At 58.0% G+C, this 15,637-nt stretch carries 13 protein-coding genes; all 13 read right to left on the bottom strand.

All coding sequences use genetic code 11. The features are described 5' to 3' along the window. Positions 1 to 20: 20 nt before the first annotated feature. The 13 genes from ABE504_RS28520 to ABE504_RS28460 all read right to left on the bottom strand — a co-directional run bounded on the left by ABE504_RS28520 (position 21) and on the right by ABE504_RS28460 (position 15,607). Entirely contained in the window at positions 21 to 1,628 is a 1,608-nt protein-coding gene (locus ABE504_RS28520) for an extracellular solute-binding protein (RefSeq protein WP_430095387.1), read from the bottom strand. Positions 1,629 to 1,733: 105 nt separating this feature from the next. Next, positions 1,734 to 2,858 (bottom strand): mandelate racemase/muconate lactonizing enzyme family protein, encoded by a 1,125-nt coding sequence (locus ABE504_RS28515; RefSeq protein ID WP_430095385.1) that lies wholly within the window; start codon positions 2,856 to 2,858, stop codon positions 1,734 to 1,736. Next, positions 2,855 to 3,574 (bottom strand): gamma-glutamyl-gamma-aminobutyrate hydrolase family protein, encoded by a 720-nt coding sequence (locus ABE504_RS28510; RefSeq protein WP_430095384.1) that lies wholly within the window; start codon positions 3,572 to 3,574, stop codon positions 2,855 to 2,857. The genes ABE504_RS28515 and ABE504_RS28510 overlap by 4 nt, the downstream gene beginning before the upstream one ends. 14 nt (positions 3,575 to 3,588) lie before the next feature. After that, positions 3,589 to 4,779, bottom strand: coding sequence for a Gfo/Idh/MocA family protein (locus tag ABE504_RS28505; RefSeq protein ID WP_430095383.1), 1,191 nt, complete (start codon positions 4,777 to 4,779; stop codon positions 3,589 to 3,591). A 16-nt stretch (positions 4,780 to 4,795) separates the two neighbouring features. Then, positions 4,796 to 5,800, bottom strand: coding sequence for a hydroxyacid dehydrogenase (locus ABE504_RS28500; protein WP_430095382.1), 1,005 nt, complete (start codon positions 5,798 to 5,800; stop codon positions 4,796 to 4,798). Between the two features lie 15 nt (positions 5,801 to 5,815). Then, entirely contained in the window at positions 5,816 to 6,778 is a 963-nt protein-coding gene (locus tag ABE504_RS28495) for a hypothetical protein (protein ID WP_430095380.1), read from the bottom strand. A gap of 63 nt (positions 6,779 to 6,841) precedes the next feature. Next, complete coding sequence (locus tag ABE504_RS28490; RefSeq protein ID WP_430095378.1) at positions 6,842 to 7,654, bottom strand: sugar phosphate isomerase/epimerase family protein; 813 nt, start codon at positions 7,652 to 7,654, stop codon at positions 6,842 to 6,844. Continuing rightward, the gene (locus ABE504_RS28485) at positions 7,651 to 8,874 is read right to left on the bottom strand and encodes an MGH1-like glycoside hydrolase domain-containing protein (protein ID WP_430095377.1); all 1,224 of its coding nucleotides are present in this window, start codon (positions 8,872 to 8,874) and stop codon (positions 7,651 to 7,653) included. The genes ABE504_RS28490 and ABE504_RS28485 overlap by 4 nt, the downstream gene beginning before the upstream one ends. 28 nt (positions 8,875 to 8,902) lie before the next feature. Continuing rightward, on the bottom strand, positions 8,903 to 9,817 hold the full coding sequence (locus ABE504_RS28480) for an AEC family transporter (protein ID WP_430095375.1): 915 nt from the start codon (positions 9,815 to 9,817) through the stop codon (positions 8,903 to 8,905). Further along, on the bottom strand, positions 9,814 to 11,856 hold the full coding sequence (locus ABE504_RS28475; RefSeq protein WP_430095373.1) for a serine hydrolase: 2,043 nt from the start codon (positions 11,854 to 11,856) through the stop codon (positions 9,814 to 9,816). Before ABE504_RS28475 ends, ABE504_RS28480 begins: the two co-directional genes overlap by 4 nt. Then, on the bottom strand, positions 11,853 to 12,845 hold the full coding sequence (locus ABE504_RS28470) for a hypothetical protein (protein ID WP_430095371.1): 993 nt from the start codon (positions 12,843 to 12,845) through the stop codon (positions 11,853 to 11,855). Before ABE504_RS28470 ends, ABE504_RS28475 begins: the two co-directional genes overlap by 4 nt. Positions 12,846 to 12,871: 26 nt before the next feature. Beyond that, positions 12,872 to 14,368, bottom strand: a complete 1,497-nt coding sequence (locus ABE504_RS28465; protein ID WP_430095370.1) for a sulfatase-like hydrolase/transferase — start codon at positions 14,366 to 14,368, stop codon at positions 12,872 to 12,874. Positions 14,369 to 14,371: 3 nt separating this feature from the next. Then, complete coding sequence (locus ABE504_RS28460; RefSeq protein WP_430095368.1) at positions 14,372 to 15,607, bottom strand: TolB family protein; 1,236 nt, start codon at positions 15,605 to 15,607, stop codon at positions 14,372 to 14,374. Between the last annotated feature and the right edge of the window lie 30 nt (positions 15,608 to 15,637).

Genomic DNA, 15,637 nt, shown 5'->3' with positions numbered 1-15,637 from the left:
TTATTGTCCCCTTTTAAGCGTCAGGATTGGATTCTGTCGTATTGCTGCTGTTTGATCGCAAGCCAATCATTAATTCCGAGCTTGATCAAGGTGCTCCTGAACGCTTCCCAGTCGATTGTCTTCCTGCCATAGATGAACTGAAGAACGGATTCCTCAACGTAGGTTTCAATATTGACGCTCAGCTTTTTTTCTTTTTCGATTTCTTCATTGGTTGCCAGCATAAACCGGATCGGCGGCGTGTCTACCAGATAAGGTCTTACCCGATCGGCCTGCGCCATCATCGCCGGATCAAGGCTGAGCAGCGCTTTCGGCTGCAGGGAGAATGGTCCGTACTGACTGCGAATCCAGGGCAGTGTAGGGAATGCCCCGATCGATCTCAAGGCGTTGGCCGGGTCCAGCCCGTCCGGATTATGCGCGATAAAATCGGTAAACTGCGGTTTGCCATCGACCATCGTATAGCTGAGCCCCTCCACGCCAAATGCGAGCAAACGCGCCCCTTCTTCACTGGCATAGATATAGTCAAGCCAACGGATCGCCAGCGCCGGGTCTTCAGCATCCTTGCTAATGCCGTAATAAGAGGCGATTGGCCCGGATTTTTCATAAAATCGCTCAACGCCGGGATCCGCCGGAGGCAGCGCAAGCATCCAGTTGGCCTTGCCCGTTCCAACGGCCGCGTTGAATTTGGCTGTTGCATTCAGAAAATGATTGGTGGAGCCTACGCGTTCCAAGGCGATGTCCGACAAAATTTTGTCCGCCTTTTTGGACATAAATTCCGGATCCAGCAGTCCCTCTTCAAACAGCTTCCGCAGCCAGCCAACCAGCTTCTCCGCTTTCGGGTCCATCCAGCCGTACTGCAGCCGACCGTTCTCATCAACATCAAAGCCTCGGCAGTACCCAGCCACATGCAGGCCAAGCGCATGCCCGAATATTTCGGCGGCTCCGCCCCAGGAATATCTCGGCGAGAACGGAATTTCATCTGCTTTCCCGTTGCCGTTCGGATCCTTCTCCTTGAATGCTTTTAATACGGTGTACCATTCATCGAGCGTAGTCGGCTCCTGCAAGCCCAGCTTATCCAGCCAATCCTTGCGAATGAGCACCCCGCTCGGGTCGGTATAATCGGTGCCGCTGACCACACTGGACAGTGCATAGATATTGCCGTCGGGCGCCTGCAGCAAGCGGCGGATATACGGATTATCGTCCAAAAACTGTTTGATGTGCGGCGCATGCTGGTCGATCAAATCGTTCAGCGGAAGGATAAGCCCGTCTTTCCCGTAGGATACGGGGGAATCCGGGAGCTGCAAAATGTCAGGCAATCCGCTGGCCGCAGCCAGACGTACCCGCATGACATCGTTATATTGTTCGGTCGGATTGACATTCCATTCAATCGATACCCCGGTTTGCTTCTCCACTTCCTGCCACACCGGTAGATTTTTCGTATAGCTCATGGGGGAGTAATAGTTGTCCGTTACTCCAATCGTAAGCGTAGAGCCATCTTTGCCAAGCGGCGTCGCCTTCGCGTCGCCGGGTTCGCCCGCGCTGTCATTCTTCGGACTGGTATCTTGGCAGCCGGACAAGCCGCAAGCGAGCAGCAGCACGCAGGCAAGCAATTTTGTTTTCTTTGCGTTCATGTTGTTAGTACCTCCCTGTATGGGCTTGAGAGCTATTTCTCAATTATCCCACAAAGGGCCGATTTCGAGTATCATGAAGTTCCCTCCAGAGGCCGTTCGATTCATCTACACGTTGATGCGCAGATCGAGCAGCTTCTCCACCTCGGGCTCAACGCCCAGCCCCGGAGCGGATGGAACGCGAACAACGCCATCGCGGATATCCAATCCTTGAACCAGCATGTCCTGCAGCAGCTCCGGACCGTTCAACTCCGCAGGCAGCGCCAGCTTCAACGTGCTGAACAAGTGAACGGACGCAGCGAACGCGACACCGCAATCGGTCAATCCGCTGCCTAATAGCTCCAGGCCATTCGCCTTAGCGACAGCCGCTGTTTCCAGACATTTGCGGATGCCCCCCGATTTGCAAATTTTCAGCACCACCATGTCGGCGGCGGAGAAACGTACCGCCTTAGCCAAATCGCTCGCAGAGAAGCACCCTTCATCCAGTGCAAGGGGCAGCGGGCTGCGCTGGCGGATGGCCGCCATGCCGGACCAATCGGTACTTTTGACCGGTTGCTCAACACAGACAACTTGCTCTACGTCAGCAATGGAGCGCAAGAGCCGTACCATCGTCCCGGGCGTATACGACTGATTGGCATCGAGCCACAACGGCTTGCCGGCCGTCACCCCGGCTATGGCGCGAATGCGTTCGCTATCTTCGGGCACGTCCCCGGCGACTTTGATCTTGTACGCCGAATAGGCGGACGACTCCTGAGCCTGCGCGGCCATCGCCTCGGGCGAGGATACGCCGATGGCCGAGCACAGCGCCACCTCGGAAGCGAGAGCGCCGCCCAGAAAGGCATGCAGCGGCACACCCGCCAGCTTACCGGCCAGGTCGTGAAAAGCCATGTCCATAGCCGCCCTGGCGAACGGCATGCCGTTCGAAACGGAGACGCTTAGCGCGGCATCCGCCCGTTCGTGAAAGAGGGCGACGTCAAACGGAGACAGCCCGATTGCAAGCGGCGCGAGATGGTAACGAATCGCCGCTGCCATCGTTTCGATCGTCTCATAGCTCCAGCGCGGCTCCGCCCGCTGCTCGCCCCAGCCGACCAGCCCGTCGTCGGTCTCCATACGTACGAACAGTACCGGCTTGCCCGGCCCCGACGCATCGCTGGTCACCCCGTTGCCGAGTGTAAACGCTTTGCGGTAGGGTACGTTGACGGGATAGAGCTCAATATGCGCAATCGTTGTCATAAGCCGTTCTCCTTTCGCTCACATGCCGCAATAAATGCGGAGAACAACCGGCTTGCCGCCTCGTCGCCTCCGGTCAAATTTTCCGGATGCCATTGTACACCCAGTACGAACCGGTGCGTTATGCTTTCCATCCCTTCCACGATGCCGTCCGCAGCGGCCGCATTCACGCGAAATCCAGGCGCGACTTGCTTCACCGCCTGATGGTGAAAGCTGTTCACGCGCAGCTGCGCCGAGCCCGCCGCTTGTTCCAGCAGCGATCCGGCTTCGACAGCGACACGGTGCGATAAGTGGTCTCGCGGCGCAAGCTGCCGGTGCTGCAGCGCATTCGGACGCTGGCTCGCAATATCCTGCAGCAGCGTTCCGCCGCAGACGGCGTTCAGAAGCTGCATGCCCCGGCAAATCGCGAAGATCGGCTTATCCGCAGCCAGAAATCTTTCCGTCAGCAGCACCTCCACCCGATCCCGTTCGGGCGTCAGCGTACCTAAGCCTGGCAGCGGCTCTTCACCGTACAAATTCGGATCGATATCTTCGCCACCGCTCAGCAGCAGCCCGTCGGCGATCTCGCAAATCGTGTCAAGCAATTCGGATTCCGCTACATAAGGAACGATTAGCGGAACCCCTCCGGCCAAACGGACGGATGCCGAGTAGTCCTTATGCAAAAACGTATTTCCGTTATCATACACGGATGTGACCGCAATGACCGGTTTCCCGCTCATGCCATTTCCCCCTTTTAGACATCAACTTCTCTTCCACGCCGCGCCCATTCGAATCCCGCTTCAACAGGCAGCACCGCTTGCTCGAAAGCAAGCTCCAATTGGTCTGCCAGACCCGCAACGTAGTTCCCGTCCTCATGATTCCAAAGCGGCCTTCCTCGTTTGACCAGCTCTGCCGGGAACTCGGCGATATCCTCCACCGACCTTTGCATCGCGTTGATGCACAACGTATGGGATAGGGCCGCTTCAATCCCGCACACAAGCCGGTCCCGTTCGCCGCGAACGGCGGCGATTGCCGCCCACAGCTTGACGCTGCTGTCCACATTCGGATTTGCATATTCCTTCGTACCTCCGCTATGGAAACGGGCTATAATGGGAGAGCCCGGCTGTCCGTCGTCGAGCGTAACTTCAGCTTGCTCAAATTCATAGTGAAACAAAGCGCCAACTCGTCGATCTACCGCATGAGAGCCGTAATACAGCAGCTCCGTGCCGTCTTCCGTATAACATCTCATCGCCGCCGTATCATAATTTTCAATGGGGTTCGCGCGGTAAAGCTCCGCCGTAACCTTCGCTGGCTGCGCACTGGCCCCGATGTCCCGTCCCAGCACATAGAACATATTATGAAGGTAATGCGCTGTCGCATTGTTCGCGACGCTGTCCAGAATCAAGGTTCCCTTGTCGTCGCGCTTCCGGCCTGCCCAGCCCCGCGCATAGTAACGGTCGGTGCGCGGCCATAACACCATCGTACGCAGCCGTTTCGGTTTTCCGAACAGGCCGCTGAGAATATCCCGTTTCAGGGCTTGCATCCCCGCGCTGTAACTCCACTGATACCCAACGGCCGCGAAGCGTCCCGCACGCTCCCTTGCAGCGATCATGCGCAGGGCTTCATCCTCGGTAACGCTGACCGGCTTCTCGCACAATACGTGGCTTCCGTGCGATAAGGCCAGACACGTATGCTCGCAATGAAATTGGATCGGCGTGCAAATGACAGCCAAATCCGCACGTGATGCCGCGTAAAATTGCTCCAGCGAAGCATAGATCGGGATTCCTCTTTCCATCAGCTCACCTAGGAAAGGACTTTGGTCCGGATATGGGTCAACCGCTCCGACAAGCGTAAACGGGCAGTCGCCTCCCCCGCTCAACAAATCTTTGACATACTTGACCCCGTATCCACCAATGCCGGCTAACACGATTGTAACTGGCTCCATGTACACCACCCCAATTCTATGCCAAAATATTCCAAGTGCCAGGAGCGACTTCGTAACGTGTCGGCTCCCCGCGCATGCTTCTGACAATATCGCCGACGATCTCTGGCATTAACGCCCTTTTGCACTGCTCCGTATTGCCTGCAATATGCGGCGTGAGGAGCACATTGTCCAGCTGCAGGAAAGGCGACGCCAAGCCCGGCGGCTCCTGCTGCAGAACGTCCAGCACAGCCCGGAAGCGTCCTGTCTGAAGCTCAGCGAGCAAGGCACCTTCATCGAGCACCGCTCCGCGCGACGAATTGATCAGGATGGCGTGATCCGGAATGGAACGAATCAACCTCTCGTCAATTAGATTGACCGTTGACGGCAGCGCCGGCGCATGCAGCGAGATGATCGGACAATGCATCACCTGCTCGAGCGATGCCCGCTCCACGCCAAGCTGCTGCGCCTGGTCTTCACTTAGATACGGATCGTAAACGAGCACCTTCACCCCGAACGGACCTAGCAGCCGCAAAAAAGCGCGAGCGGTAGAGCTAGCCGATACGATGCCGATCGTTTGGCCTGCCAACTCTTGTCCGAGATGCTGGTTGGCAATGTCCCACCAGCCTCCTCTCCGAACCGCCTCGCTGCACGCCGGCAGTTGCTTCAGCATGGCCAACAGTACCGTCAGGCAATACTCGCCGACACTTTGCGCCAGCCTCGGAGCGCCGGAGAACACTTTCACCCCGCGCTCCACAATCTCGCCGGGCACGAAGCCCTTCACCGAGCCTGCAGCGTGGCCGTAATACCGCAGACGCTCCGCTTTATTCAACATATCCAGCGTGATGCGGGGCGAGCCCCAGCTGGACAGGATAATCTCCGCATCGCCGATAATCGCCGCTAACTGCTCCGTCGTATAGGGTTCGTCGGACAAGTTCCATACCGTGTCGAACGTGTCGTCCATGACTTCGCGAAAGGCAGGCGGGCACACTTTATCCAAGGCCGGACCTGACGGTAGAATGTACGTTTTTGCTTTATGGGCCACGATAAGCTCCCCCTTTTATTCGCTTAATTTACGGATCGTCGTCAGGATCGCCGACGCTTCGGCGGCCATCTGTCGTTCCGGCGGCATATCGGCCGCATTATTTTTGACCTCTATGACGATCTTGTGCATCACCTTGTACACGTCGCCCCATGTCTTCCGGAAATAGTCGGCTTGAGCGCCCGTATACCCCGAAGGCATCGGAGGCGCAACCCTGAATCCGGCTTCCCGCCAGTCATCCGATATTTGGTCCGCCCAGCGCTGCTGCTCCGCTTGCATAATCGTTTCCTGCAGCGACGGATTCGGCAGCAGAATCTGGCATTGCGTCGGTGCGCCATCAAACTCCGTCTGGTGAAGATCGAGCCAATAACGGTAGTTGTAGACTTGGTGCATACGCCGAAACAGCCTCGAATACGAGGAGAGCGGGCTCCGGTTCGGCTCAACATACGTGTACGAATCAATCTGTTCATAGGCGATGCCGATCGGATCGGGTGCTTCAACTTCCCTAATATCGAATTTGTCCACTCGATTCCATATTTTCAGCGGCGTAGCCCGGTCTTCCCCAAACATGATGCACCGGAATCGTTCATTGCTCACATTGGAGCCGTCCCAGTACGGATAGGGAGATCGCTCCGTCCCTCCCGGATTGCCAATTGCATTGAAGGTCAACACTGTCGTCGCCAGCACCTTCTCCACATCCAGGCTCGTCGGGCGGCCAGCCAAGTCTTTCCCGGTCAGCAGCTGCTCGATGACATCGATCATCCCTGCCGTCGTCGCCGGTTCATGCGCATGCGGCTGCGCAACGTACAGCTTGCTCTTCCGATCGTCAGGCACGGTAAAATCGGTGATCGTAATGGCATAAACGTTATGGCTCGTGTAGGCCATTTCAGCATCAACCCGCAGGTTATCCGGAGCATTGCATCTCCATTGTTTCAGCTTCTCTTCCAACTGCGCCGGCTTCGATATAAATACACTCCCCATCGCTTTCCGTCGCTCCTCTCCCGTCAACTAGCGCCTTGCCTGCTCGCATCCCGCGAACCCGGGTCAATCGCCGCGCTTCATACTGAATACTTCCTTCGCGTAGGCGATGTCCTCGGCAATGTGCCGGTCGATCAGTCGCTCATCCTCATATTCCGCCGTTAAACAAAGCACGCCCTCATACTGCCGCTGCTCCAGGCATCGGGCCACGGCCGGCCAGGAAGCCATACCCCTGCGTCCGGTTGTAAAGACCGTTTCCCACTGCGCCTGCTGCTCGTCTTCGGGGTTCGTCTGCCGGTAGTAGGCGTTCTTCAAGTTCACCATGCACAGTTGCGGCCACAGCATATCCAGGCCGATGTCCGGCCCTTCTCCGCGTAAGCCGTCGTGACCGGCGTCCCAGATCGCCCCGAAGCAGCGGGGGTCCGTGTGTTCGAGAAAGCGGAGCAGCCCTGCGGCCGTTTTGACACGGGTCCTGCCGGTATGCTGCTGAACCCCTACCTTCACGCCGTACCTTTCACAGAGCGGCTGCAAGCCGGCTATATACGCTCGGATTCGTTTCTCCGATTGCCAATACCCTTCGTCGAAGTCGATGTCGAGCATAATGCGGATCACCGGTACACCGGCTTCTGCACAGGCGGCGAATACGGATTCCTCCGTCGAAGCGGCCACGCTGTAGATGCGCAATCCGTAATCCGCCATCAGGCGGCTTAACTTCGGCAGCGCTTCAGCCGCATTGTGCGGCTCGACCTGGAAGCCTTCGCGTATCGGGAACTCAATGCCGTCGAATCCGAGCGTGCGAACTTTCTCCGCAAGCTGCTCCGCCGGCAATGACTTCCACGGTTTCGTAAATACTGAGAACGAATACGGTCCCGCGCTCATTGAAATACCTCCCCGCTCGCTTGCAACTGTGTCCACAAACGGGCCAGGGCGATCGCCGGGTTATGCCCCAAATAATCGCGGCACGGCTCGTTGACGTCCGTATACGGCTTTCTTGCCAGCGCCGTCTGCTCGCCGAGATGCGGATGATAAAACTCCCAGACCGTTTCGGTCCGCTCGAATTGTTCGGCCGTGGCGTCCAAGGCTTTCTCTAGCAGCTTCAACGCCGCATCGGTCCGGCCGTACCGTACGCAGCCGCGGGCCGCCCAATACGTCATGCTGTTCCACGTAGGTCCGCGCCACATGCGCAATTCGAACCCGGGATCGTCCAGACTGACGGCGGGAATCGGATGCGCAGTGAAAAATCGCTCGGGATTCAATAAATAACGGTCAATGACCGAATTCGCCTGCTCCTTCGTTGCCGCCCCGACGACGATCGGCCACATGCCGTCCATCGTCGTCCGGCGCAATGCGGGGTTGTTCACCGACCAGCTGTCGTAGAAGAAACCCGCATCCTCGGCATAAAGCCGTTCCCGGATGTAAGCCCCGAGCTGCTCCGCCCTGGCTGCAAACCGCGCCTTGTCGGCTTCATGCCCCAGAAGCTCCGCCCACTTTGCAGCGTGTTCGTACATTTGATACACGTGGCAGGTCGCATCGATGCAGGCGAAAGCCCCGGTCTGCACAGCGTCGTAGCGGACGCCGTCGTCAATGCCGCTTTCCCAGGAATGTGTCAGGATGTCCGTATAGAAGTAGCCCTCTCCCTCCGCCTTGCGCTTGCGCTCGAACCAACCTAGCTGGCGGAGTAGCGGCTCGTAGCAAGCCTCCGGCAGCGATAGGTCGCCGTGCAGCTCATAGTGCTCTTGCACGGCGATCGGCCAGACGGGCGGATTGCCGGTGACAGTGCTCCATTTTACCTGATTGTTCCACAGCCAGATCGTACCCGGCACATGTCCGTCCGCCCCCTGCAGCGCCAGATTATTCAATAGCTGATGCCTGGCGTGCAGCGGTTCGCAGGGCAGCGAATCCATGACCTGGTGGATGAGATCCCAATGTCCGAAGGCCGGAGACGCGAAGTAACCGATGCCGATTTCCTCCCACGGGTACGGGAACGGAGCGCTGGCCGGATGCATATTCCGCTCGTGCAGCTCCGCCGTATACACGAGCATCGGCCGCCAAGCTTCTTTGCCGATGGATGCCGCATGCCGCTTCAATTGTTCCAACACAGTGGGTTTCCTCCTTTTCCCAATTGCATCAAGTGATCATGAAAATCGTCAGCGTCACGGTCAGCATGCTCGCCATCGTCGAGAACAACACGGCATGCGACGAAAATTCCGCCTCGTTTCCGTATTCAATCGCGATCAGCGCGCTGATCAGCGCCGTAGGTGCGGCGCAGGACAAGACGAGCGCCTTGGCGATGTCTCCCTCAAACGCCATCAGCTTCACCAGCCCGAAGCCGATGAGCGGCCCCGCCAGCAACCGCAGCGAGCCAGAAATAACGACATCCTTATACCGGATGTTCCCGTTCAAGCCCGCTAGCTGGACGCCCAGCGTCACTAGCGCCAGAGCGACCGTCCCGTTCGCCATGTAATCAAAGGGCAAATGCAGCGATTCGGGAATCGGGATGTGGAAGCTCCGGATCAGAACGGCGGCCGCAGCCGCGTAAATGCCGGGATAGGTCAGCGTCGTCCGGAGCGCCGCCAGCAGCCGCCCTTTGTGCGCATTGGCGTTGTAGACGCCATAGGTGCCCGGCAGCAGATTTTGAAATACCGACACGATCACCTGAACGGCCAGCGTATTCGGATTGCCTGCAAACACAAGCTGATTTAACGGAATCATATAATTGCCGCTGTTATAGAACATAATGCTGTTGCGCATCGCGCTCGCCATCCGCGGTTCATAACGGCGCAACCGGATAACGGCCGCCGCAGCCAGCGCCAGAACAATGACGAAGGCCAGATTAAAGCCAAGCACCTTGAAGGCCAAGCCCCACGAAATCGAAGCCTCCAGCAGCAGTATGAACATGAAGGCTGGCATAAACAGGTTAAACACCAGCTTCGACAGCGTCTGGGCGTGAAGCGAATACTTCTTGCCCATGACGAAGCCAAAGGCGATCATAATGCCGATTGGAACGACATTCAACAGTAAAATATGGACAAAGTAGCTCATGGACGGATGTCATCGCCTGCAAGCTGCAGCGTCATCGTGCGTACGCAGCACGCATCGTAATCCGTCGCTTTGAACCGTCTTCCGGAGAAAATAAGCTGAAGTTGCGTGCCATCCGTACTGATCCATTTGGTTGGGAAACGGTACGAATGCGTCCGGCCCAGCCCCCAATACTCGGTATAATAGACCGTACTCCAAGGCCCCCACGGAGTCGGCGCATCGAAGATGCCCCAGCTTCCTTCGTGATTGCAGGCCGGAACGAGCCAATACCTGCCGGTCGCTGCATGATAGAGCGCCTCCAGCCGGTGACAGTGGCGAGGGAAGGTGAACACCGGTCCTCGATCTTCCAGCTTGGTTGTCCAGATGGGCGCACCCGCTTCATCCGTTCCCCGGTAAAATTCGTAAGCGCTCCGGCTGCGGATATGGTCGCGGTTCACCCGCGCCAACACGATATGATCGTACTCTTCATAGGCGCTTGGGCCGTCAGGCGAATAAATATATACATAATTGTCCTGAGCCCCTTCGTAATGCTGTCCATAGTTGACAAAGGTCGGACAGCCGAAGCTGGTCTCGAACGTAAAGCCCCATTCCCAGGTGCGGCCGTTGTCTTCCGACCAGGCCAACTGCGAGTTGCCTGCATTGCGGGCCAGCATATAGAGCGTGCCGTCCACCGCCAACAGACCGCTTGCTTTGAGTCCATGCGGTCCGTCTCCTTCCCGCTCGCCGGTTTCCGTGCGCAGATTGACGCCCTCGAACGATTGCGGCGTGCCGTGAAGAACGGCCAGTCCGAGACTCAGTTTTTTCTCCGTATGAGGCACGAAGCCGTATCCATCTCCGTAAGAGGTAAACAAAGTACCGTCTTCCCCCCAGGTGCAGGGCCAATTATCGCTGTCCTCCCCGGTGATCCGGATGCTTGCCGCCGGTTCGAAGGAGACGCTGCGGACGCGGTCGCTCTGCGGAAACGGGCTTTGGTGCAGCAGCATCGCCGGAATCGGATCCAGCAGCAGCTCCTTGATCGCGTTCCAGAAGTCCTCATCGGCGCGCTTTGCGCCTTGCAGCAAAGAATCGCCCATCCGGACAATGACCATATCCAGGCTCGGAATGACGATCATCAGCTGATGGCCTGCGCCTGCGCCGATAAACGTACAATCCGGAACGCTCGGAAATACGTTGTAATGATTGACAAAGCCGCCTACCGACGAGGTCGGCAGGAAGCCTTCCGGGAATTCGTCGCGCAGCACCGACTTGTAATTGCCGGCCATCATCGGCCTGAGCACTTGCGGACGAATCAATTCGCGGCCTTCCCAGCGCCCTGTGTGCAGCAGCAACCGACCGAGCTGGAGCACGGCCCGGGCCGTAAATTCCCCGCCGCCCCAGGTGGCGTAAACCTCCATGCCGTCCAGCGGAAAAGGCTTGCCGTAACCGATGCTCCACTCCGCGTCAGCAATGCCGAGCGGCAGCATCAGCTTTTCGCGCAGCAGCTCACGGATATTCGGGTAAGGCGTAGGCTGCAAGCTCGCCGTAATCGCGTAAGCCAATGCGGCAAAGCCCGGATTGCTGTACAGAAATGAGGTGCCTGGCTCGTGAATCTGCGGCGCCTTGTACAGGGCGCAGGTGATCGGGTCGAGCGCATCCGGACCCGGATCCTTTTGCCAAAACATGCGCTCCCAGCCCGCTTCGGTGCCCTGTGCGGCGTTGTCCAGGCCCGAAGTATGTGCAGCAAGCTGGCGGACGGTGATGCGAGATTTGAGCGGATCTTCCTGCCAAGCTTTGATATATGTGCACGCCAGATCATCGTAGGCCATGTACCCTTCGCTGACCGCAACGGCCAACGCGAGGCCTCCTACGAGCGTCTTGGCGAGCGAAGCTGTATAATGAGGCGTCGTCTGAGAAAAACCGCCTGCATATTGCTCAAGCACAAGCCGTTCATTTCTCAAGACGAGCAGCGACTTTGTGCCCCGCTCGGTCAGACGTGCAGCGTACAGGTCCAGTTGGCTCGCAGCCAACCCCTGGTTCTCCCCAGTATCCGAATCAACGATCATGCTGAATGAATCCCCTTTCCTTGCAGGCGCATCAGGGTCGCCTCGATAGCAGCCGACTGCGCCTTCACTTGAACCTCAACAGGGTACTTCTGCCGGTTCGTCACGACCTCAGTCGTAATCCGGTGCATCCGCCGATGCAGGTCCCCAAACGTATTCCTGAAGTATTCCGCCTGCGCGCCGGTATAGCCTGAACGATGCGGAGCAGCCGCAGCGAAGCCGCGCGCAAGCCAGGCCTCCGTAATATCGGAAGCCCACACTTCGTTCTCCGCCGCAATCGCTTCAGCTTCAAGCCCGGCGATCGGCAGAAATATTTGACAGCTGTAGCCTGTATCTTCAAAGTTCCCGTCAATAAACATCATCTGATGCAAATCAAGCCAATACTCGTAACGATGCATGGCGTCCATCTTGGCGAACAGCTGAAAATAGGAAGAAAGCCGAGTCCGGTTCGGCTCCGCATAGTGAAATTCGTCAATCGGTTCATAGACGATCCCTACCGGATCCGGTGCCTGTTCTTGTCTGAGGTCCCACACATCAACACGTTTCCACTGGCAGCCCGGCTGCTCCGGATCTTCGCCAAAGATGAGGCAGCGGAACGCAGCCGGATCATACTTGGTTCCGTCGTAATACAGCTCCGGCGCGTTTTCCCTGCCGAACGGATTACCGATCGGATTGAACGTAATGACCGTGTTCGCGAGTATTCGCTCCCGGTCTAAAGCAGTGGGCTTCCCGGCCAAATCTTTCCCGGCGATCAACTGCTCGATGACGTCCGCCATCCCCGCGGTCGTCCCCGGCTCGTGCGCATGCGGCTGCGCGACATAGACGGCCTTTTTGTCCGATCGAGGTACGCTCGGATCCGTTAACGTAAGCGCATATACGGGATGGCCGCTGTACGAACGGATAGCATCCGTTGTCAGCAAGGGACCGGCGAGCCGCTGCCACTCCGCCATTTTACGCTCCAGCTGGTCTTGCTTCGCTATGAAAGGGATCATCGTCGTTGTCCTTCCCGTCCCGGCAGCTAATGAAGGCCCCGGGGATTGTAGTATTGCGCCATGAGCGCCTTCTCCCGTTCGCTCAAGGAGCGGATCGGGCCGGACGCCGCAAGCGCGCCTTCTCGCACAGCCGGATCGGCTTCGCGAGCCGCCAGCCTTGCCGTCAGATCGGTTTTGAGCCGCTTTAGCTGCCCACGTTCGCTGCCGGAAAGGTCCGTCAGCTCCTGCGGATCACGGCTTATATCGAACAGCAGTTCCCTGCCATCTTCCTCATACCAGATATATTTCCATTTGCCGTCCGTCACCATCAGCGAGCGCTTGCCAGTTACTCCGAACTCGCCGAGTATCATCTCGCGAACGGCCGACTGGCCGGGTTCCCTGACTATCGGCAGCAAGCTGCGGCCGTCCAGTTCATCGGGAGCGGCGATGCCCGCAATGTCCAGGCACGTCGGCATCAGGTCCTGAAGCCCGACGGGCGACGAGTCGATCAGCCCGGGCGTCCACGTTGTTCCAGCGGTCAGCCCCTCTCGCCCAGCGCCTGCCGGCGGTACGATGATCAGCGGAATCCGGCACGCTCCCTGCAAAAAGTTGGCCTTGAACCAGATGCGGTGATCGCCCATGCTGTCTCCGTGGTCGGACGTGAAGATCAACCATGTGTTATCCAGCATGCCCGCTTCGCGCAACGTTCCGATCAGACGGTTGATCGCCCGGTCCACTTGGGTGATCGAGGCGAAGAAGCCGCGGTAGGCGAGATCCGCCTGCTTGGCGGTGCGGGTATCTGCGCCGTAGGCCGCCGCAAGACGTTCGTGATACAACGAATGGCTTTTTGCCCAATCGCCGACCGCAGGCTGCGGCATCGCATCCCGCTCATAGAGATACAAATCGCGCATTAACGGAGTTAGCGGCGGATGCGGCGCCGTGAATGAAGCCCACAGAAATAACGGGCGCGTCCAGTCTCGGCGGACGATCGCCTTGCAGCTCTGGTCCGCGATCCATTCCGTCGGATGCAGATGATCCGGAAGATGCCAAGGTGACATCGCATATTCGTTATTGGCCATGCCGTGAGCAAAGCCTTGCCCCGGATACCCTTGCTCGGCCAGCCACATCTCGTAATCGTCATACCCGCGCTTGTGCGGCGATTTGGCGCCGAACATCCGCCCTTCCTCACAGAGCAGCATGCTGTCGAAGCCGTAATGACAGCGCTCCGGATACACGTGCATCTTCCCTACGGCCCGCGTCTCGTAGCCCCCATCGCTGAGCAGCTGCGGCAGCGTTTCGCCGGTAGGCAGTTGGAAGCCTTCCACATAGGTCGTAATGCCCATACGGTGACCTTCCATCCCCGTCATAATCGAAGCCCGGGCGGGAATGCAGATCGGCGTCGTGGAATACGCCTGCTCGAAGCGGACGCCTTGTCTGGCCATATTATCCATGTGGGGCGTCTGAACGATGGGGTGGCCTGCGCAGCCCAACAGATCGGCCCGCATCTGGTCCACCGTAATCAGCACGATATTCGGCTGGCTCATCTGTCAAGTCTCCTCTCGATGCGCTAGTTCGCTTACGTCTGCGATCATTATTTGCCGGTTGCCTTCCGGCGTCCCGTTAAAGAGGACGTATCGGCAATCGGCGCTCCACACCGGATGCGGGTCACAGCGTAGTTCCGCGGGAATATCCGTGCCGCCAAGCGTCCAGATCCAGCAGATCGCCTCTTCCGCACCGGACTTCGTATCGATCAGCCGGATCGGAACCTCATGGCGTTCATTGACGCACGGCTCCCCGGTATAGGCGTCCGTCACGATATACCGTCCATCCTTGTCATAGCTTGGATGCCCGCCGCCAAGCCGCTGCGGCGCAACAAGCCTGAACGTATCGTCATCGCCGCCAAATTCGCCAAATCTCATTTCGTTCAGCTTGAAATTCATCAGAATACGTCTGCCGTCCGGATGCCAGTCGGGGTGATGCGAGCCTTCCAGCCACATTTCGTACGGCAGCGCAATCCGCGCTTCGCTCCCGTCCGGCTTGAACGTCACGATAAACTTCTTCTGCGGTCTGCCGTCATCGAACAAGCAGCGAACGACCTGCATAATCCGGTCCTGCTGCCGGTTGATCTTCGTATGGAAAAAAGTAAACCGCGAACCCTCGAACGGCCGTTTATCCGGGAGCAGCTCGTAAGCGTCCTTCAAACTGAACAGCAGGCTTCGTCGGTTGGTCCGCACATCGACCCGCCACAGCCCTTCGTCATCCGGTGCGCCAAGCTGCGGTGTACAATCGCTGCCGTCCGGCATGGAAGCGCCGTAACCGTTCTGCGCAGCGTTGATGAGCGAAAGCGAAGGGCTCAGCAAGTAGGCGCCGTCGGGCGAAATTTGATACACCGGCCCTGACATCCTTCTTTTTGTGCCTGTCGGCACGTGATGTTCTACGGCAAAAATCTCGCAGCCATCCCGATCGTTGTAGTACAACAGCTCATCGCTTCCCCAGCAAATGTGAGCGCCGACCTGCAAGCCCCAGCCCCGCGTCTCTCCAATCTCCTCAATCGTCTGTTCCTGGAGATCGATGATGCAGACGACCGCCGCATCGTCAGCCCCCGGCAGACGATCCTGAAACGGCAGCTTGAGGCACGCCATCAGCCTGCCCGACGGGCTCCACGGCCTGACATCAAAAAAGGTATGAATATAATAGCCATCCTCAGGCGTCACAATCGTCACCGGAAAAGCGCATTTCCCGGAATCGTAGGTCCTGAAGCGGAACTTTTTTACCGTTCTCATCGGTTTATGCCTCCATTCTGTATCGAAAAC

It is taken from the genome of Paenibacillus oryzisoli (assembly GCF_050467285.1).
Classification (GTDB): Bacteria; Bacillota; Bacilli; order Paenibacillales; family NBRC-103111; genus Paenibacillus_E; species Paenibacillus_E oryzisoli_A.
Note: the sequence above shows the minus strand (reverse complement) of the source record. Positions and strands in the feature narration are given on the sequence as shown.

Coding starts and splice junctions, on each gene's coding strand:
- ABE504_RS28470 (WP_430095371.1), bottom strand. CDS start 12,845: ATGATCCCTTTCATAGCGAAGCAAGACCAGCTGGAGCGTAAAATGGCG.
- ABE504_RS28490 (WP_430095378.1), bottom strand. CDS start 7,654: ATGAGCGCGGGACCGTATTCGTTCTCAGTATTTACGAAACCGTGGAAG.
- ABE504_RS28515 (WP_430095385.1), bottom strand. CDS start 2,858: ATGACAACGATTGCGCATATTGAGCTCTATCCCGTCAACGTACCCTAC.
- ABE504_RS28520 (WP_430095387.1), bottom strand. CDS start 1,628: ATGAACGCAAAGAAAACAAAATTGCTTGCCTGCGTGCTGCTGCTCGCT.
- ABE504_RS28475 (WP_430095373.1), bottom strand. CDS start 11,856: ATGATCGTTGATTCGGATACTGGGGAGAACCAGGGGTTGGCTGCGAGC.
- ABE504_RS28460 (WP_430095368.1), bottom strand. CDS start 15,607: ATGAGAACGGTAAAAAAGTTCCGCTTCAGGACCTACGATTCCGGGAAA.
- ABE504_RS28505 (WP_430095383.1), bottom strand. CDS start 4,779: ATGGAGCCAGTTACAATCGTGTTAGCCGGCATTGGTGGATACGGGGTC.
- ABE504_RS28465 (WP_430095370.1), bottom strand. CDS start 14,368: ATGAGCCAGCCGAATATCGTGCTGATTACGGTGGACCAGATGCGGGCC.
- ABE504_RS28495 (WP_430095380.1), bottom strand. CDS start 6,778: ATGGGGAGTGTATTTATATCGAAGCCGGCGCAGTTGGAAGAGAAGCTG.
- ABE504_RS28480 (WP_430095375.1), bottom strand. CDS start 9,817: ATGAGCTACTTTGTCCATATTTTACTGTTGAATGTCGTTCCAATCGGC.
- ABE504_RS28510 (WP_430095384.1), bottom strand. CDS start 3,574: ATGAGCGGGAAACCGGTCATTGCGGTCACATCCGTGTATGATAACGGA.